We start from the raw sequence: 20,167 nt of genomic DNA, 5'->3' as shown, positions 1-20,167 counted from the left end.
TTTGTTTTTTATCGTTTTTCTTAGGTTAATTTTCACATACAAAACAGAATAACTAATATAGGTTCTCACGTATGTACTCCTTTATCCTAATAAATTAGGGTGCAAAATTACTGATTCTTAGTTAAATACAAAAGCGAAGTGCAATATCTTTTTATTAACTTGGGTAAATACAAAATATCCGAACAAAATAAAACACTGAATTGTAGTAAGGAATTGATTCCCTTGTTTCGCTATTTCTACAGAATGTTGACAAACGTTTGAATAGATTTACAAGGTACTTCTCCAACGTTACTGAACATCTATCATCAAATGGTAAAGTAATTGATGATGCTTCCTAAGCCCTTGTTTACCTTTCCACATAAATAGGCCTTGTTGTAGTAAAGAACGACCCGTATCATTTCTGGAAACGACTACTAAATGATTTCTGGAGTCAATAATCATAAATTGTCCTCCCCAACCCGATGCCCAAATGGTTTTATCATCTTGGTCAATCAGCCATAAATAACCATAATGATCCATTGGCTCATTATCTTTCACTGCTGAATAAGCTGTGGTACTTTCTTTAATCCATTCCGACGAAACTATTTGTTTGCCTCGCCATTTTCCCTCGTGTAATATCAAAAGTCCTATTCGGGCTAAGTCGGAGGCCGTCAGATAAATGATATATTGTCGATGTTCAGAAAACGAAGGCTGTTTATAAGTAACATGATTTGCCTTGAATTTTTCCATGCCTATTGGCTTTGCAAGCCATTCTTCCATCATTTGACCGATACTCATCTTAGCTTGCTTTTCTAAAATAGTTCCTAATACATTAAACCCCCAATTGTTATAATAATAAAACTCACCAGGCTTGTGTATCCCTCTTTGCGGACGCGATGCCTTCATCTCTTTGGTCTCACCAGAGGCTTCAATATAAATACCCGACCTTGACATCAGCAAATCTCTAATCGTACAGGTTTTTTCGAGGGCAGTCAAAGGAGCCTTGCTATCATCAATTCCTAGCTCGTCAAGTGTTTGGTTTAGCCGAACGATACCTTTGTCTATGGCTATTCCATACAAAACGCTGATAATACTTTTTCGGGCAGAGTGAGTCATAATGGGTAAATCTACTTCGCCCCATTGTGCCAGTATGCTGTCGTCTTTAATGGCAACGAAAGCATCATATTCAGTTTTATTTTTCAGGAAATCGTAAGCCTCTTCGATTTTCTCAGGTTTCCGAATTTGTTTCGTAAAAGGGAGCGGTTGGAAGGTTTTATTTTTACCATTCAAAAACCGTAAAGAGCAAGAACAAAAAAGTAGCGATGCTAAAATACCTAGATAAATAATTTTTCTCATGAGCGAAAGATGTTGATTTGTCCTGCAAACCAAGGCTTTCTACATCAGAAAAAACTCTCAAAACATTTTTTGAGAGTCATTATTTTTATGTTTCTCTAGAAATTCTTTAGGAGATACCCCTTCAATTGCTTTGAAGACACGATAAAAACTAGCTTCTGAATTAAAGCCACATTCATAAGCCAAGCCCGCAATTGATAATTTTTCAACTTCGTCCGTTAAAAGTCTTTGCTTTATTTCATCAATGCGATAGCGGTTGATAAGGCTTCGGAAATTGGTATTCAATTCATTATTAATCACTGAAGAAATCAGACTGGGTGACAGATTTATACTTTTTGCCAGTGAATCAATGGTTAATTCAACGGTTAGGTAAATTTTATCTTGCTCTAAAGCCTGTAAAATTGCAATTTGAGCTAGTTGTCGTTCAGGGTTTAGTAGGGATACATTAGTCTCTTGTTGTTTGTCTGATACTAACTTGACTTCTTTAGGAATGTTGAGAGGATTAATGTTATAGCCTCTAAAGCCCATATAATAAATTAACCCTGCCAGAAAAACATGAAAAAATTTCCATGATACCAGTTGATTTTGCCAAAGACTAAAACCTAATAAAACTATCAAAATACCCGAAAGCGCCATGATATTCCTGAGCCATTGCAACGTTGAGATATCAGAATTTGCGGTTTGCAGATATGTGTTTTTATCATAATGAACAATTTGACGGTAACTTAACAACCAATAAACAATTGCTGAAATGACAGATAAGATATCTTCTAAAGTCTTTATTTCATTGAAATATAATGCCTCCGCCAATTTATCTTTTTCTCCGATTGTGTTTATTGGCAATACTGTTAGATATACTATTATTGAATACATGGCAAAAATAGCATAAGGTAAAAAATGCCAAAGGTGTTTTTTACTAATTTTAAAAGACGAATTGGTTAATGAAATGGCATAAAAATAGATAATAGGAGCAATCAATAATTCTAATGAAATGGGCAAATAGCGTATAGAAGGGTTATCCCAAAGATGGGTAGTATGAAGAAGGATTTTGATGCATAAAATATTAAAAACAACAAGAATATAAGCCAATAGTCTTTTGTTGAGGTATAATGGCTTCTGCAAAAACAGTAAAATAAATATTACAAAGCCTTGTATTATTCCAACAAATAGAATTACCTCAAATACAGAAAATTGTTGGTTCATAATATTTAATTTTTAGTAAAGTTAAATATAGCAAACCATAAATACTTTTCTTTGATTGGTAACAAAACAAAAAACGTCTGTTGCAATTGCACAGACGTTTTAGTATCACCTAACCACTAAATATAATTTCTTTGATAAGTACCTTAATACTTATTTTGTATTAAATTTTTGCTTTAAATCTTGCTGATTCTAGCTGAGCTTGTTTTCCTTCAGAATTATTTCCGATGATAATCAATTCTCCTTCTATTTCAGTATCAGTCAATTTTGTAATATTTACTCTTCCCACTCCGTTCTTCAATCCTTCTTCGTTCACTAAGGTAGTTTGGTAAAAGTTGTTTAATTCTCTAAAATGGTTTACGTTTTTTATCAAATTTCCTATGTTTTGTACTTTACCTTCGCCAGGGATAAAAAATGTTCCTTTTTCTTGAACATCGTATAACTTTACAAATACTGATTCAGATGTTTTTTCGTCTATTATTGCAATTGCTAAAGTTTTGAGACCTCTTTCAATACCTTTTTTTACTTCTACCTTATCTGAATAAATTGTATGTTTATAACTTTCTTCGAAAGTGATTCTACCTGAGAAAAACCCTTTATTTGAGTTACTAATGACTTCTATATTTCTACTATAAGTAATTAATGTTGCTATGGAAAGCAATAGAATTGCTACTACTACTATTGGATTATTTTTTAAAATTCGTTTCATAGGTTTGTTGAAATCAATTATTTTCACTTAGCTATTAATTTCTTGAGATTACTTAAAGTTTTTGTACTTTTCTTATATTTGCCCGACAAAATTACAAATAATTTTCCGAAAATTACAAAAGACTTCTCATTAAGTCATTTTTAATTTATTAAACGGTAAATATTTTGTTTAATGACGTATTGAGTACTTAATTGCTTATAAACTATTGAACTTAAGGCTTTATTAGGTACTATTTATAAGGACTGAAAAAACCCAAAAAAGGTTGGTTCATATAAATTATTTTTTTGTTAATTTCTCATTTCATATAAGACCCAGCATCATACACTTTGGTCACACCTTCTATCGTAACTGTATAATTAAAGCCTGGTTGGATAGCATAAGCACCATATTCTCCTTTCTTATTTACTGCTAAATATCCAATCTGAAATTCTTTATAATTGTATCTTTTTACAATTCTCATGATGGCTTCTTCACATGCTTGCTGAGGTGTTCTTCCGTTTCTCATCAATTCTACAATCAAAAATGAACCTAACGTTTTTAAAACAAATTCACCTAGTCCTGTAGCACATGCTCCACCTACTTCATCATCACAGAAAACAGCCGCACCAATGATGGGCGAATCTCCTACTCTACCATGCATTTTAAAAGCTAAACCACTCGTCGTACAAGCACCAGAAATTTCACCTTTGTTTCCTAAAGCCAACAATCCGATTGTATCATGACGCTCGATATTAATTTTAGGCTCATATTTTGAAGTTTTCTTCCACTCTATCCAAGCTTTTTTAGCATTTTCGGTCAAGAGGTTTTCTTTTTTAAATCCTTGAGAAAGTGCAAATTGTAAAGCACCTTCACCCGACAGCATTACGTGTGGCGTTTTTTCCATCACGGCTCTTGCTACAGAAATAGGATGCATGATATTTTGCAAAAAATTTACAGAGCCAGCATTTCCTTTTTCATCCATAATACAGGCATCTAAGGTAACGAAACCATCTCTGTCGGGGAATCCCCCATAACCTACAGATGTATCGTTAGGGTCCGCTTCAGGTACCCTTGCTCCTGCCTCAACGGCATCCAAGGCTTTGCCTGTTTTTTGTAGCGACTCCCAAGCGGCATAATTAGCCTTTTCATTTTTCCAAGTTGATATTACCAACGGAAACGTAGCAAGGTTTGAATTATCAGACGCTTTCGCACTTACAGAAGCAAGTGCCGTTAATGCTGTTGTTTGTTTAATAAAGGTTCTGCGTTGCATGAAGAATTAAATTGTTGATTAATAGCAATTTCACAATTGCTTAGATTTTAAAATAAAAAGGATAAGTAAGGTTGCTGTTGATAGCTACTCAATTTATTAAAAAATCTAAACATATAAAAACTATCACATTAATCTGTAATAAATCTTATGCTCATAGGGTTTTATCAAAAAAGTGTGCAGGCATTGCTAAAATTGCTGCTAAATCGCTCAATTCTTTGATTTATTGTACATTCAATCAAAAAAATATCATAAATAGCTTGTTATAAGATTTAAAATCTATGAAATATTTTGTACGGAAAAATATTTATTTATTTTCGTATAATAAATTCTACAATATCAACCCGCACTCGCCTAATGAAATTAACGCTTATTGTACTTTTTTGGGGATTTTTCTTCACAGTGGCTCAAACCCAAGTTATTTACTTTAATCAGAACTTCGAAACCGCTACTACAAGCTCGCAGACACCTTTTGAAAGTGAAAATAGCCCGACAGTGGGTCAATTTAATTACCTTACTAATGTATTAATTAATGCTAGCGGAGAGAAGTATTTAAAATTTATAGGGAATAATTCTATTTGTAGGGCAACCAGAAGCACTGCTTTTTCACCTACCCCTTCTACTTTATATGTTCAGTTTTCGGTTAGGGCTAGCAGTATTGGGGCAGAAAACCTCAATGCGGTGGAATTTTATTTTGGCGACGGAGCCAATTTTGATAATAGTACAGCTTCTCCAACCTCGCCAGTAATGAGCATTAAATTTGGTGTAAATACTCCTTCAAATCTTATTATTCAAGGAGTGCCCCAATTAGCTAATTCATTTATCCCTGTCACGCTTTTTATCAACAATAGCAATGGCACGATGAGCTACAATGATGGTGTAAGAAGTGGTATCGTTAATGCCAAAAAGTATGATTTGTATGCTGGTGCTATACTAATCAGCAACGACCAGCCCCTAGATAACCTCGATGGAAATTTGACAAAATTCAAAATTCTGACAAAAAGCATTACGGGTTCTCCGACATTCGACTTTGATAATTTTATCATTAAAAATGACTTCATAAAATTATCCACTGCCCTTACCTCTTTTAAAGCACAGTCGGTAGAGACCCATAAAGTAGCATTGAGTTGGGAAACTGCTACAGAAATCAATAGTGATTATTTTGTATTGGAAAGAAGTAGAGATAGTATTAACTATATTCAAATCAGTAAAATAAAAGCTGCGGGAGAATCTTCAAATAAAACAACGTATCAATTTGTTGATGAAACGCCATCATTCGGAACAAATTATTATCGTTTAAAACTAATCGAGACAGATAAAAAAGAACAGGTTTTCATTCCTCAATCGGTAGTTATTTCTGATGCCAATGTCCCGTTTGGTGTATTTCCTAATCCAATCATTACTCCTGAATTCTATGTTAAAGTAGAAAATACAGAGGAATCTGAACTGAGTCTTTTTGATATTAACGGCAGAAATATTGCCTTTGAAAAGAATACTATCACAGATACTATCTTGAAAGTTATTCCTTCTGAAGGATTGAACTTGGGTATGTATGTACTAAAAGTGAAAAATGCTGGTAGTGTGAAAGAACATAAAGTTATTGTTTTTAAGTAAGGCTGTATTACTAAGTTTAAGCGTAAAAAATAACGTTGTCATCGTATAGAGGTTTAGGGAGGCTAAAAATCATAAGTAAATTTACTTATTCTGTCTAAAAACTTTTAAAAATAGAAAATCATTGTCATCAAAAACGGTAAAATATGTTATATTTGATTACACGACCGCCAATATAATCACTTTAAAACATTACGACGATGGCATTACAATACTTATCCGATACCTATGGAAAACCCACTGCAGTAGTTATACCGATAAATGTTTGGGAAATAATTACAGACAAATACCAAGACTTAAAAAAGCTTGATGGTGTTTTTGCTCAACATACAGAAATTGAACCTCTTGACAACATTGAGAAAAGCTTCAAAGAAATGCAACGAGTAAAAAAAGGGAAATTACTGAAAAAGACGTTTGTTGATTCTTTTCAAAAATAGAAACCTCATCATTACAAAAAAGAAGAAGCCACAACTTAATTGCTGTGGCTTCTTCTTTTTCTAAACTTCTTGTACTACTGGTTTCCCAAAGTATTTCTGTCTGATTCGTTCGTTGATATAATACATACAAGGAACGATAACAAGGGTAAGAATCGTAGAGAACGTAAGTCCGTAGATAATCGTCCATGCTAAGATATTCCAGAAAGCAGCACTATCAGACCCTGTATGAATATGTGGATTTAGTTCTGTAAACATTGCCACAAAGTCGATACTCAAACCAATTGCCAAAGGTACTAAACCTAATACTGCGGCAGCGGCTGTCAAGATTACAGGCGTCAAACGTGTACTTCCTGCTTCAACGATGGCCTTCTTCAATGGATAACCCCTGTGTACTAACTCATCGGTAAATTCTATCAATAGAATACCATTTTTTACCACAATACCAGCCAAGGCGATAATACCTACCCCTGACATAATAATAGAGAACGTTTGACCAAATGCCATAAAGCCCAACAATACCCCAATAAACGAAAGCAAGATGGTAACAAAAATGATAATTGGTTTTGAGATAGAATTAAACTGCATTACCAATACCAAGAAAATCAATAATACTGCTGAAACAAGGGCTCCTGCCAAGAACGTACCCGTTTCTTTTTGGTCTTCTTGTTCACCTCCCATACGAAGTGTATAGCCACTTGGTACATCCATATCATCAATTAACTCTTGAATCTCTGCAACTATTTCATTAGCATTATAGCCTTGTACTACATTCGAGCTCAATGTTACTAGACGCTCTTGATTCTTACGATTAATCTGACTGAAAGAAGTAGAGTAAGAAATCGTAGCAATAGAATTTAAAGGTACTTGGCGTAATACGCCACCCATTACCATATCTCTATAAGTAATATTCAAACTCAATAATTTTTCAATTTGATTTCTATCTTCCGATTTAACTCTTAATTGAATTGGGTATTCATCCTTATCATCTCTGAATTTAGATATTTCAGTTCCGAACAAAGCAGTACGAACAGCCATCGCTACTTGTGCAGATGAAATACCCTCACGTTGAGCTTTCTCTTTATCCACATCAATGATAATTTCAGGCTTGTTAGTAATCAAATCTGATTTTAGTTCTTCAATACCTTTAATGCCCGACTTGTCAATAGCACTTAGCACTCTTTTTTCAAGTTTCGCCAACTCTTTAAAGTCATCCCCTGCTATTTCAATCGCAATAGGCGCACCTGTTGGAGGTCCATTGTTTTCTCTATCCACTGAAATAATTGAACCCGGTAATGGCAATGCCTTAATCTCTTTACGAACCTTATCTAAAATCACTTCCGAAGAAATACCTCCACGATTAACTTTACTCACAAAGGCTACAGTTACTTTAGATTTCTGTGGCGTTGGTGCTCTATCTGGGTTGGTTGGGTCACCAGCATTTTTACCAACGTTTGAAATCACAGAGTTAACCATTCCTTCAGCTTTTTCTCTTTTTAATACCTCAAATACCTTCTTTTCAATCACCTTAGTGACCGAATCCGTTACACGGGCATCAGTACCTACAGGCATATTGTTGTAGATATAGATATAGTCAGGGTCGCCACTTGGGAAGAATATTACTTTTGGTTGAACTATTCCCATCAAAACAAAAGTAACTACCAACAATACAACCATTCCTATTACTGCAAATACTGGACGATAGCCTGTAATTACCCAAGAGATTAATTTTTGATAATTATTCTTGAAAGCAGGTAACGATTTTTCTTGGAAAGGAATGATGATTTTAGGCGTAAGGATAAAATGGTTGAACACATACAATGCAAGAATCAACACAAAGAAGTTTCCTAAGCCAAAGTTCACAATATAACCTAGCAACGCACAGACAGCTAATATAATAGCAGGTTTTTTCAAAGACTGTACACTTGTATCTACATGCTCGTTTTCATCATGACGTTTCATGAATGAAACGGCAAAAACTGGGTTCATTACATAAGCCACAATCAACGAAGCAATCAACGTACAGATTAAAGTAATTGGTAAGAACTTCATGAATTCACCTACGATACCAGGCCAGAAAAGTAAAGGCACGAAAGGCATAATCGTAGTAGTAGTTCCTGATAATACAGGGATAAATACTTCCGAAGCTGCCAATTTTACGGCATCAACAATTGATATATGACGATAGCGATTGAAAATACGGTGTGAGTTCTCAATAACCACGATGGCATCATCCACAACAATCCCTAGCCCGAGCAAGAAAGCAAAAAGTACGATTGTATTCAGGGTAAAGCCCATGAAATACAAAGGAATGAATGCTAACAAGGCCGACAAAGGAACAGATAGACCAACGAAAATAGCATCACGAACGCCCATAAAGAACATCAATACTAATACTACGAAGATAAACCCAAGGATTACGGTATTTACCAAGTCGTTAATATCTCCTTTTGTTCTTTCAGATGAATCGGCAGTGATTTTAATCTCTAAACCTTGTGGTAAACGATTCTCCTTAGCTTTTGCGATAATTTCCTCAATTTTCTCTGAGGCAGCAATCAAGTTAGCACCACCACGTTTGATGACGTTCAGGGTAACTACTTTCTTGTTATTCAAACGAGCAAAATCTTGCTGTTCTTCACTGCTATCAATTACTTCGGCAACATCTCCTAAACGAACCATTGCCCCTAAAGACGAACGAAGACGAATATTCTGGATTTGATCCATCGATTTAAACTCGCCTTTTACTCTTAGCGTTCTACGAACACCTTCAACGCTTAGTTCACCTCCAGAAATGTTTACGTTTTCACCTTGAATGGCCATTTGGACATCACTAAAAGTAAGTCCAGCTACTTGTGCTTTGTATAAATCAAGGTTGATTTGAATTTCGCGTGTTAATGCCCCTACAATATCTACACGGGTAATTTCAGGTAAACCTTCAATCTCATCTTGTAAATCTTCTGCGAAATCTTTCAATTTAGCCAACGGGAAGTTCCCAGCTAAGTTGATGTTCATAATTGGGAATTCCGAAAAGTTAACATCCTGCACAACAGGTTTCTTGGTTAAATCTTTTGGTAATTCTACAATATCAACTTTGTCTTTTACTTTTCTTAAAGCGTCATCTACTTTCACATCAGGATTGAATTCAACTAGAATAATCGAGAAATCTTGTAGTGAGTTCGACTTTACTTTCTTTACCCCGGCAATCGTTTTGATTTGCTTTTCGATTGGCTTGGTAATGGTATTTTCAATATCCCCTGGCGTTGTTCCTGCATAAATAGTTTGTACATAAATTTGCGGTACTTTAATATCAGGGAATTGTTCTTTCGGTAAAATGTTATAAATAACCATACCGACAATGAATAGCACTACGGTGAAAAGATACACCGTTTTCTGATTGGTTGCTAACCAACCAATCATGTTATATATGGCCCCCGAACCATGTTTCTCGTTGGTCAGGGCTTCGTTTTCTTCTTGCTCTTTCATGATAAAATGTTGAGTGATAGTAATGCGTAAATGCGAAGATGGCTATTGATTAAAATGCCACTGGTGTTCCATCTACTAATTCTTGATACCCTTGAGTAATTACTAAGTCACCCGTAGTAAGGCCTTCTAAAATTTCAACATTACCATTATAAGAAATACCTGTTTTAACGACTTTGCTACGAGCTACTTTCTTACCATTTTCGGTAACGGCTACGTAAACAATATCACCTAATTCAGTTTTCTGGATAATATTTTGATTAACCACTAACGAATTAGATTTTGTCAAATCGTTGATATTAACAATAGCTACTTGATTTGGCTTTAAAGCCCCACCCAAATTCGGAATGTTTCCTTCAATACCAAATGTTCTTGAAACTGGGTCAACTACAGCATTCACTACTGAAATTTTTGTATTCAACTCCTTGTTAATATCTGGAAATTTCACTGTCATGGTAGCCCCTTGTTTTACAGAACCCACATAAGTATCAGCAATTTTAGCCGTGATTTTCAAGTCGCCAACGTTTACAATCTGAGCAATCGGTACACCTGGAGAACCCATTTCACCTGTTTTCTGGCGAACGATTTCAACTGTTCCAGAAATTGGTGCGTATACTTTAGTCATTGCCAACTGAGTTTCCATTGTTACGATACGTCTCTCCAAAGATTCTTTGTTCGCTTTCGCTTGAAGATACTGTACTTCTGTACCAATCTGTTGATCCCAAAGTGTTTTTTGCTTATTATATAGCGTAACAGCTAAATCTAACTGGTTTTTGATTTCAGCTAAACTTTCTTTCAACACATTGTTGTCGATAGTAGCTACCAACTGTCCTTTTTTCACAGCTTGACCATCAATGATAAAAATGCCTGTGATAGCACCTGCCATTTGTGGTGTTACTTGAACAATGTTTTTAGAAGTAACTACGCCTTGTGCTTCAACAAAATGTTTGAAATTTTCAGCCTGAATCGGCATTACAACAACTGTAATTACTTTTGCTTCTGCTTTATCTTCGCCAGCTCCTAACTCTTTTTCTAATGCCTTAATTTGGGTTTCAAGCTCTTTTTGCTCTGTTTTCAACTTAGCCAATTCAGCTTTTTTATCTGGTTTACTACAAGATGCCATGAACAATGAACTTGTTAGTATACTCCCCACCAATAATAATTGAAGCCCTGTGAGCTTAGAGGTATTTGGTTTGTTTAATAAATATTTCATGTTGATATGATGGTAAATGTCTTTTTATAATCTAAATTATTTAATGTTCTTATTTGAATCTATTCAGTATAAAGTCTTCCCAATGCTTTGTCTAAATCTACTTTTGCAACTAAAGCATTATAGAATGTTGTAAAATAGTTGGTTTGTGCTTCTTTGTAAGCGATTTCAGCATTTACCACTTCTAAGTTTGACCCAACCCCTTGTTGATATTTTATTTTAGTAACTCTCACTACTTCTTTGGCCAATTCCATATTAGCTTTCTGTTCTTCTAATGTTTCATAAGCATTCTTTAACGTAATATGGCTTTGTGTAACTTGAAGGTCGATTGAGTTTTCTAATAATTCAAAACTGTTTTTTACTTTTTGTAAACTGTTTTGTGATTGAACAATTTTGTATTTCTTCTGGAAGCCATCAAAAATTGGTATCTGTATCGATAAGCCAAGTGTTGCGGCATTGAACCACGGCTTGGTAACTAAGTCTGAAAACTTAGGGCGACCAGCCGAATAATTGTAACCACCTGTCAGCATTACTCTTGGTAAATAACCCACCTTCTGGTTTTTTACGTCCAATTCAGCCAAACGATTTTGTGTCTCAAGGATAGAATATTCAATACGATTGCCATATTTAATATCCTGCGGTGTTTCTGGCAATACCTCTGAAATTTTCACATCGGCCAATTTATCCGTTAAAGTAATGTTTTCAGTAATCTTCTTTCCCATTTGAAATTTCAACAGATGGTAACTTAAATCCTGCAAACGTTGTACATTCTTTGCTTCTATTTTCAAGTTATTCATCTGAACTTCAAGGCGTTGCACATCTATTTTTTCTGTAAAACCTTGTACGTTCAATGCCTTGGTATCACGCAATAAAGAATCTAAACGACCAATGTTTAAATCAAGTAATTTGATTCTCTCTTCGTTTACCAAGATACTGTAATATGCTTTTGTCACATTCTCAGCGGCTTGTTGCTTCGTTTGTACCAGTGTTTTTTTAGATAGCTCTTTGTATACATCTGCTGCCTTAAGCCCCAGTAAGTACGAACCATCAAACAAAATCTGGTTCAGGTTAACACCAGCCTGACCGCTATTGGCAACACCAAATTCAGCCGCTATTACATCCCCTTCTTTAGCACTTGGGTCGAATGTTTTAGCAGGGATAAATACTTTCTGAATAATCAGGTTGTTAGTATACCCAATATTTCCACTCACTTGTGGCAAACCAATACCTTTCAATTCACTTACTCTTGCTTCAGCAGTTAAAATATCAATTTGAGCATTTTTGATAGAGGTATGATTCTTGACAGCATAATCTACCGCTTCGCGGAGAGAGTAGCTTTGCTGTGCTTTTACGAATTGTGAAGTAATTAAAATGCTAAATAAGAGCAAATTACCTCTTAGAAGTTTTCTCATTTGAAGTTTACTTTTGTTGGTATTCATTATAAATTTTGGTTCCTTTCTCGGTTAAAACACCTCGGATAAAATGGTCTAGGAGTTCTAATTGCACTTCTACTATGGTAAATTTGCTAATTGAAAAACTGCTAGGATCAAAACCCATTTCAATTTGTTCAAGACGCATTCTAGCAAGAATATCTATTTTAATTTCTGCTCTGAACAAGCCTTGCTCTATGCCTTCAATTAAATCTTTTTTGATACTTTCTAGGATGAATTTTTCCTTATGTTCTTGAAAGATATTCCATGACCTAGGATGGTACTTTTTAATATCAAATAATGTTGATGGATTTACCTCGGCAAAGGCTTGCTTAATGACCTCCATTGACTTTACCATTCTATCTATAACATTCTTTGACGAATTGTGTAGTTCTTCCCATTCACATTTATCTTCCTTCATTTCTCTTTGAAATAACTGAAACACAATATCGTCTTTGTCTTCAAAATGCAGATAAATCGTTTTTTTAGAGATTCCTAATTCGTTGGCAATATCATCCATAGTCACAGATTTTACTCCGTAACGAAAAAACAATTCTTTCGCCTTAATGATGATTCTTTCTTTGATTTCCAATGTGATGTAATAATTTGGTAAGGAAACTTTAGAAACATTAAAAGTTTCTTATGCAAAGCTATGGAAACTTTCAACTGGCTCAAAGTTTTTTATGATTTTTTTTAGAAAAGGTAAAACACGGTGATAAGCGGTTGAAGCTATTGGCAGGTATTAAATATTTAATATGTGCAGGTTATGTTAAATAATTGTAAAGCAAGCTAGTTTTAGTAAACTTGTTGTATTTGCATTTTTTTTATATCCTTGCTTATCGTGTTTATTTTTTTGGCGATGTAAAATGCTTTCTTATCAAATATTTATATCAAAAAACATACCATTTTTTCATAAAATTCTGTTTTTTTCAGGTGTTATGACTACAAAAAAGGTCGTCAGAAAATAGATGATTCTTGACGACCTTTTTTTTATTATGGTAAATTAATGACACAATAAAGCTAATAATGGTTGGAATTATCTTCCAAAATCATCTTGTAATCTCACAATATCTTCCTCGTCGGATGGATTTTCAGGGTCAGTATGTTGCCAGATTTCGGCTACTATTCCCCAACCATCTAAACCAATTAAACGGTGGCGTTCGCCTGTATCCATCTGAATAAAACTTCCTGATTCTAATACTTTCACTTCGTCAGACTCTTCGTCTGTATCACTAATCTTTACACCTACTGTAGTACCTGCAATTACTTTCCAGATTTCAGCACGACGGAAATGATATTGCCATGACAAACGTTTTTCAGGAGCTACAACTAAAATCTTTGGTGATAATTTATTGGTAATCTGAATTTCAGACATTTCCAAATGTGGAAAATATTTAGCTGCAAAAGCTGGTGCTTGAGTTTCGTCGATAACAAAAAAACCTCCCCAAGGACGAGTTTGGTCTTGTTTAACTACAGTAAAGTTATCTTCCGCCAAAGCAGCTGCAATTTGTTCAAAGATAGATGCCTTATCAGCATCTTGAGAAAGGGTAAGATTCATAAGGTTTGACAGTTTTTGAATTACAAAGTTAAGAGTTTTGCATAATTTCCCTTTGATAGGCAAAAACTATTTAGCAATTATAGTTCTATCTTTGCCATGTCTTCCCATCAAATAAAACTATAAAATTATTAAATGGTATTTTCCTTATGAACGGATTATTGATTATCATGGCTGATGCCAATACTTATGATGGGAACCTTTCACCTATTGCCATTGACAGAGTATTGGGTGCATCAAAATTCTTGAAAAATAATCCTGAATTTTATGTTTTATGTACGGGTGGCTTTGGTAGTCATTTCAACACTTCTGAGTACCCACATGCCCAACATCTACAGAATTTTTTATTAGAAGAGGGAATTGCCCACGACAGGTTTGTTGAATTCTCTTTAGGCGAAACTGCTATTGAAGACATTCAGCTATGTCATAGAATCATTAATCGCTATGAACCTGATATGGTAGCTGTGATTACTTCCGATTATCAAGTAGAAAGAATCCGTTTTACTTTTCAAAAATATTCTGATTATCAGTTCTTTTTTTTCCTTGAAGTAAAATCAAATTTATACGAAGAAGAAATGGAAAGGCTTGTAAGGCTTGAACAACAGGCACTCAATCGACTAAGACTTTTACCATAAAACACTAAGAGGCTTACTTTCGTAAACCTCTTGATATTGATATATTAATAAATATTGAAGCAGTTTAAACTTTCCGTTTCTGAGGTGAAAGTATTGTATTTTTGAATTGATTTTTTCAAAATTTGCGAAGCATAGCATCGCTACGTTGAGTAAATTTTGGAACAAGCTATTCTAAAAGACTTAGTTTAACCCGAAAGGGAAAGTTTAAACAGCTTCTTTATTTCAAAGCATATTTTGCTTTACCTTCATCCAAAAATTTCACAAAGTTTTCAATTTTTGAATCAAATGCTTTTGGTGGAGCCAAAGTACCTTTGTCTTCGTTCGGATTTACCAAGCAATAATAGGGCTGTGCATTGCCGTTGAATCTTACAATCTGGAAATCTAGGTTTTGGTCACCCATTGACGTTTTTTCTTGACCATCGTCTTTAGAGATGTACCATTTTTCTTTAGGTAATTCAGTTTTATCATCTACATACAAAGCTACCACTACATAGTCCTCTTTCAGTCTTTTCAACACCGCTGGGTTTGACCAAACATTTTCTTCCATTTTCCTACAGTTTACACAACCGTGCCCTGTAAAATCTATAAAGATGGGTTTGTTTACTTTTTTGGCATAGGCTACTGCTTCTTCATAATCAAAAAAGCCTTGTAAGCCATGCGGTAAAGTCAGGAACTCACCATATTTTGGTTTAGGGAAATTAGCATCCCCTTCAGTTTTCACGGAAGTACCCGACGATACAAAATCTTGTGTAGTAAGCGGAGGCAACCAACCTGCTAATGCTTTAAGCGGTGCTCCAAACATTCCAGGAACCATATAAACTACAAAAGCAAAAACTAAAATTGCCAACAACATTTTTGGCACGCTTACTTTATCCGTTTGCGAATCATGCGGTAACTGTATTTTACCCAATAAATAGAAACCAATTAATGAGAAGATTACTATCCATAAAGCCAGATATACCTCTCTATCTAAAATACCCCAGTGATATACCTGGTCGGCAGTACTTAAGAATTTAAGGGCTAATGCTAATTCTAAAAAGCCTAAAATTACTTTTACAGAATTCATCCAACCACCCGACTTTGGCAAGTTTTTTAGCCATTGTGGGAAAATAGCAAACAATGTAAATGGAATAGCAAAGGCTAAAGAAAAGCCCAACATTCCAATAATAGGTTTGATGATTTCACCTTGGGCAGAAGCAATTAAAATAGAACCCGCAACAGGACCAGTACAAGAGAATGAAACCAATACTAATGTGAATGCCATAAAGAACACTCCTATCAGGCCACCTCTATCAGACTGAGCATCAATTTTATTAACAAAATTTGAAGGCAAAACGATTTCGAACCAACCTAAGAATGAAATACCAAAAAATACAAAGATGACAAAGAATAACAAATTAGGAGCCCAGTGAGTACTCAACCAGTTAGCAAAACCCGGCCCCGCCAATGCGGCAATCAATGTACCAAATAATACATAAATCGCTACAATCGAAAAGCCGTATAAGAATGCTAATTTTCTTCCCCCTTTTTGTTTAGTGAAAAAACTTACCGTCATCGGAATAAGTGGATACACACATGGCGTTAATAAAGCCAAAAGTCCTGCGCCAAAAGCTACCCAAAAGAAAGCAAATAACGATTCCTGTTCTGCTGGTAATGTTGCTGTTTCAGATGCTACTGAGCTATTGCTTTTTTCAGCTACTAATGTATCTGCTTGGATTACGGAATCAGTCTTAACCTCCGCCGAGTCTTTCACAACAGGCGTTAAAGTTGTACTTTCTGTAGCTGTTTTTATAGCTTTTTCTTCGATGGAACTATCGTTTTTTTTTTCTGCGCCTGTCAAAGAAAAATTGCCTTTTACAGGAACACACAATCCGCTAGCGTCTGAACAAGATTGGCTATCATAAGAGCCTTCAATTAAGAATTTAGGCTTTAATATCTTTATACTTTGACGAAAAGTAGCCTTATGTTTAAAATAAGTATATTCGCCATTCCAGATTTCTTTATCAAATTTCTTGGAAGGATTAATGGCCTTTAAACCTCCTACTGCTTCATAGCTATCATTTGCTTTTAATTTAATCGTAGTAACTGTTGGGCCTAAATCTTCACTAAAATCAGAAGAATATAAATACCAGTCATCTAGAATATCTACCGAAAAAATGATGTCAACAGTTTCGCCTACTGCTGGAGTTGCTTTTGATAAAGTCCAAGACCATTTTGCAGGGTTAACTTTTTGTGCAGTAGTGGCTACTGAATAAGTAAGTAATATTAATAAACTAAAAAATAACTTTTTCATCTGTTGATGGATTGTATAATATGCTTAATTTTCTAAACAGTAAATTGTGGTTGTAGGTTCTGATATTATTAGTAAATACAACTTAATATAACATTTTATTGCTTTTATATACAAATTTAAATCAAATCAGGCTAAATAAATGTCTGATTACCGACTTCATTTATTTTTATGTACAAAAACAAAAAAGGTTAAATTTTCTCAAATTTAACCTTTTAAATAATTGTCTTTATTGAACTAGTTCATTTTCTTCAAATTCTCTTTGAATATCTTCGTAAATTTTTCTAGTTTCGGCTTTATCACTACTTGGCAATAAGGATTATGACCATTCAATTCATAATAATCTTGGTGATAATCTTCAGCAGGATAAAACACAGAAAATGGAGTAATTTCTGTAACAATCGGATTCGGGAAAACATGTTCAGCATTTAGTTTAGCTTTCCAAGCCTCCGCAGTTTTTTTCTGGGCTTCGTTATGATAAAAAACGGCAGAACGATATTGTGGTCCTTCATCAGCACCCTGACGGTTTAAGGTAGTAGGGTCATGGGTTTTCCAGAAAATTTCTAAAATTTTATCAAACGATATTTTCTTAGGGTCAAAAGTTACTTGTACTACTTCAGCATGACCCGTAAGACCCGTACAAACTTCTTTGTAAGAGGGGTTTTTCACCTTTCCTCCAGAATAACCTGATTCTACTTTTACAACACCTTCTACTTGTTGAAAAATAGCTTCCACACACCAAAAGCATCCCGCACCAAACGTAACTACTTCTGTTCCCTCAAGATTGACTTTTTCATTGTTCATTTTATTCTTATTTTTCTGATTATCAGAACTTTTAGCACATGAAATATTTACTAACAATGTAAATATTCCAAGAAGTATGATATTAATTTTTGTTCTCATTGTTGATAACGTTTAAAACTTGATGTAAGTTTGTATTTTTTATGAAAGTATTTCTTACAACGATTATATCCCTGTAAGATTACATACGTAAAAATAATATCCAAAGATAGTAGCAATTAAAAAATTAGATTGTCTGATGAACGACATACTTACAAAATCAGAACCACAAAAAACATCAAAAAGTTACTTTAAAGTTGTTCAACAACGCTGGAAAGATGCTATCCAGACAGATGGCTTCATTATTAAATTACTAACAGCAGTTGGTATTGCTTTTTTGGCTGCCCCAAAATTTCCTTCTTATTTTATTAATATTCAAAAACGTGATGGTGCTTACCTTTCTGATGTCGTATTAAACCATATACCAGCGTTTGATGTTTCAACGCCAATTTTTGCTATTATCTACGGGATGCTCGTATTCCTACTTTGTAGGGTAATTGTTAAGCCAAAATTATTTTTACTTTTCTGCTTAACGTTTGTGATTGAAACAGTATTGAGGATGTCATGTATTTATTTTTTTCCCTTAAATCCTCCTATTGGTTTAGTCCCTTTGCATGATACTTTTGCCGAGTTATTAATCTATGGAGATACAGAACCTATCACAAAAGATTTATTTTTTTCTGGTCATACAGCAACGATGGTAATGATTTGGTTGTTTCTTGAAAAACGTTGGGAAAAAACGTTAGCGGCTATTGCATGTATCACATTGGCAATATTATTGCTAGTTCAACATGTACATTATACCGCTGATGTTATTGGTGCATTTTTCTTTACTGCACTTTCTTATGTGATTGCACGTTATATCAATAAACAAAAATGGCCCGTTACTTGTGGGGTAATATTAGTATTTTTCTTTATATTAGAAACCCTTTTCTGGCTTAGCAATAAAATAATTTAAGTCCAAAAATTGTAAACCGTTGTATTTTAAGGAGATGATAGAAAATATATTAATTAATCCCTTAATTTTGCAAGTCAAAAAATTAGTAGACAATAGAATTTGATTGAGCATTTTTTAGTTTACAACCAATATTTGTTAATTAACAGAGGTAAATTGTAAATTTTCTAATGAAAAATTTACAATTTGATTACATTCAATTAATTTGCATTGTTTTACGGAAAAAGGAGACTAGCTTCCCCTATTCCGAAACTAAGTAAATGTAGTTCTGCCCAACTACGTTTATGAAACGATTGTAAAATCGTTAAACTTTATTTTGTACAATTTTTTACAAAACTGATTTGGTTTCACAAATTAGTCTTGTATCAGGAACTTTCTATCAAATATAGTTCTTGCAAACCACTTTAATTCAGGGTAAAAATATGGTAAAGTTTGAGTACAAAACCTTCCAATTAGGGGAGAAACTAACACAAGAGCAGAAAGATTATTTCCGCAAGTATGGTGTAATTCAATTTAAAAATTTCATTAATGCTGAAACCATACAAAAGTGTATCAGCGAATTAGATAAAATTGAAAAGCAATGGTTGGCTGATGGCATTGAGAAAATCAATGGCATTCCGTTGAAGTTTGGTAAAGACGAACACGGTAATAAAATGATTCAAAGAATGTGCTTTACCAATAAGTACAGTACTTTCCTAGGTGAATTCTTGAAAGATCCTCGCTTACAAGTATTGGTTGAGTTATTGGCTCCTTATGATGGTCGTATTAGCGACAACGAAAAGGATGGTCTTGTCTTTAATCATTATGTGAATGCTCCAAATAGTAAATTCACACAAATGGGGTGGCATACAGACAGCCCTCGTGATTTATTCTTAGGTCAGAAAATTCTTCCTATGTTAAACGTAGGAGTGCACTTAGATACTTGTCCTACTTCTAACGGAGGATTAAGAGTATTACCGGGTACACAAAACCAAAGTGTTTTGAAACTTTTGTTTGGTAAAAAACAATTTATCGACCATACCCCTGATACAAAGGAAGTTGGTTTTGAGATTGAAGCAGGAGATTTAACTGTACACGATGGTCGTTTGTGGCATAGAGTAGAGGTTTCACCATATGTGGGTGAAAAGTCTCGTCGTAGAGTAATGTATGTACCTATCATCACAGGTAAATACATGCCTAAAAACGAAAACAGCAAAACACCATTTTATCACCGTTTTGCAAAAGTTGTTCAGAAATAAGC

General features: G+C 34.4%; 16 protein-coding genes. 5 read left to right on the top strand and 11 right to left on the bottom strand.

All coding sequences use genetic code 11. From position 1 onward, the window contains the following. Positions 1-288: 288 nt before the first annotated feature. The 4 genes from J2Y60_RS16850 to J2Y60_RS16835 form a co-directional block, all read right to left on the bottom strand. On the bottom strand, positions 289-1,335 hold the full coding sequence (locus tag J2Y60_RS16850) for a serine hydrolase (protein ID WP_309920909.1): 1,047 nt from the start codon (positions 1,333-1,335) through the stop codon (positions 289-291). Between the two features lie 57 nt (positions 1,336-1,392). Continuing rightward, positions 1,393-2,535 carry a helix-turn-helix transcriptional regulator gene (locus J2Y60_RS16845; protein WP_309920912.1) on the bottom strand — a complete coding sequence of 381 codons (1,143 nt, stop codon included), beginning with the start codon at positions 2,533-2,535 and terminating at the stop codon, positions 1,393-1,395. A 160-nt stretch (positions 2,536-2,695) separates the two neighbouring features. Further along, positions 2,696-3,241 (bottom strand): hypothetical protein, encoded by a 546-nt coding sequence (locus J2Y60_RS16840; RefSeq protein WP_309920915.1) that lies wholly within the window; start codon positions 3,239-3,241, stop codon positions 2,696-2,698. A gap of 295 nt (positions 3,242-3,536) precedes the next feature. Next, on the bottom strand, positions 3,537-4,490 hold the full coding sequence (locus J2Y60_RS16835; RefSeq protein ID WP_309920918.1) for a N(4)-(beta-N-acetylglucosaminyl)-L-asparaginase: 954 nt from the start codon (positions 4,488-4,490) through the stop codon (positions 3,537-3,539). A 354-nt stretch (positions 4,491-4,844) separates the two neighbouring features. Here J2Y60_RS16835 and J2Y60_RS16830 point away from each other — a divergent pair, with 354 nt between their 5' ends. Then, positions 4,845-6,101, top strand: a complete 1,257-nt coding sequence (locus J2Y60_RS16830; protein WP_309920921.1) for a T9SS type A sorting domain-containing protein — start codon at positions 4,845-4,847, stop codon at positions 6,099-6,101. A 197-nt stretch (positions 6,102-6,298) separates the two neighbouring features. Continuing rightward, positions 6,299-6,535, top strand: a complete 237-nt coding sequence (locus J2Y60_RS16825; protein ID WP_309920924.1) for a hypothetical protein — start codon at positions 6,299-6,301, stop codon at positions 6,533-6,535. 60 nt (positions 6,536-6,595) lie between these two features. Here the strand turns inward: J2Y60_RS16825 and J2Y60_RS16820 are convergent, their stop codons facing one another. The 5 genes from J2Y60_RS16820 to J2Y60_RS16800 form a co-directional block, all read right to left on the bottom strand. Further along, a complete protein-coding gene (locus J2Y60_RS16820) occupies positions 6,596-9,949 on the bottom strand; it encodes an efflux RND transporter permease subunit (protein ID WP_309921120.1) in 3,354 nt (1,117 codons plus the stop codon). A gap of 115 nt (positions 9,950-10,064) precedes the next feature. Then, positions 10,065-11,225, bottom strand: a complete 1,161-nt coding sequence (locus J2Y60_RS16815) for an efflux RND transporter periplasmic adaptor subunit (RefSeq protein WP_309920927.1) — start codon at positions 11,223-11,225, stop codon at positions 10,065-10,067. A 59-nt stretch (positions 11,226-11,284) separates the two neighbouring features. Continuing rightward, complete coding sequence (locus tag J2Y60_RS16810; protein WP_309920930.1) at positions 11,285-12,634, bottom strand: TolC family protein; 1,350 nt, start codon at positions 12,632-12,634, stop codon at positions 11,285-11,287. A 7-nt stretch (positions 12,635-12,641) separates the two neighbouring features. Continuing rightward, positions 12,642-13,244: a TetR/AcrR family transcriptional regulator gene (locus tag J2Y60_RS16805; protein ID WP_309920934.1), complete on the bottom strand. Its 603-nt coding sequence runs from the start codon at positions 13,242-13,244 to the stop codon at positions 12,642-12,644. Between the two features lie 444 nt (positions 13,245-13,688). Then, positions 13,689-14,210, bottom strand: a complete 522-nt coding sequence (locus J2Y60_RS16800; RefSeq protein WP_309920937.1) for a phosphoheptose isomerase — start codon at positions 14,208-14,210, stop codon at positions 13,689-13,691. A 146-nt stretch (positions 14,211-14,356) separates the two neighbouring features. Here J2Y60_RS16800 and J2Y60_RS16795 point away from each other — a divergent pair, with 146 nt between their 5' ends. Continuing rightward, a complete protein-coding gene (locus J2Y60_RS16795; protein ID WP_309920939.1) occupies positions 14,357-14,842 on the top strand; it encodes an ElyC/SanA/YdcF family protein in 486 nt (161 codons plus the stop codon). A gap of 217 nt (positions 14,843-15,059) precedes the next feature. Here the strand turns inward: J2Y60_RS16795 and J2Y60_RS16790 are convergent, their stop codons facing one another. Together J2Y60_RS16790 and msrA are read right to left on the bottom strand one after the other, a co-directional pair. After that, a complete protein-coding gene (locus J2Y60_RS16790; RefSeq protein WP_309920942.1) occupies positions 15,060-17,135 on the bottom strand; it encodes a cytochrome c biogenesis protein CcdA in 2,076 nt (691 codons plus the stop codon). 234 nt (positions 17,136-17,369) lie between these two features. Beyond that, positions 17,370-18,035, bottom strand: coding sequence for a peptide-methionine (S)-S-oxide reductase MsrA (msrA, locus tag J2Y60_RS16785; protein ID WP_309920945.1), 666 nt, complete (start codon positions 18,033-18,035; stop codon positions 17,370-17,372). A 136-nt stretch (positions 18,036-18,171) separates the two neighbouring features. Between msrA and J2Y60_RS16780 the strand changes: the two genes are divergently transcribed. Both J2Y60_RS16780 and J2Y60_RS16775 read left to right on the top strand, forming a co-directional pair. Then, entirely contained in the window at positions 18,172-18,930 is a 759-nt protein-coding gene (locus tag J2Y60_RS16780; RefSeq protein WP_309920948.1) for a phosphatase PAP2-related protein, read from the top strand. Positions 18,931-19,349: 419 nt separating this feature from the next. Beyond that, a complete protein-coding gene (locus tag J2Y60_RS16775) occupies positions 19,350-20,165 on the top strand; it encodes a phytanoyl-CoA dioxygenase family protein (RefSeq protein ID WP_309920951.1) in 816 nt (271 codons plus the stop codon). Positions 20,166-20,167: the final 2 nt, after the last annotated feature.

The organism is Arcicella sp. BE140, assembly GCF_031456255.1.
GTDB lineage: Bacteria > Bacteroidota > Bacteroidia > Cytophagales > Spirosomataceae > Arcicella > Arcicella aquatica.
This window is presented reverse-complemented; position numbering and strand designations above follow the sequence as displayed.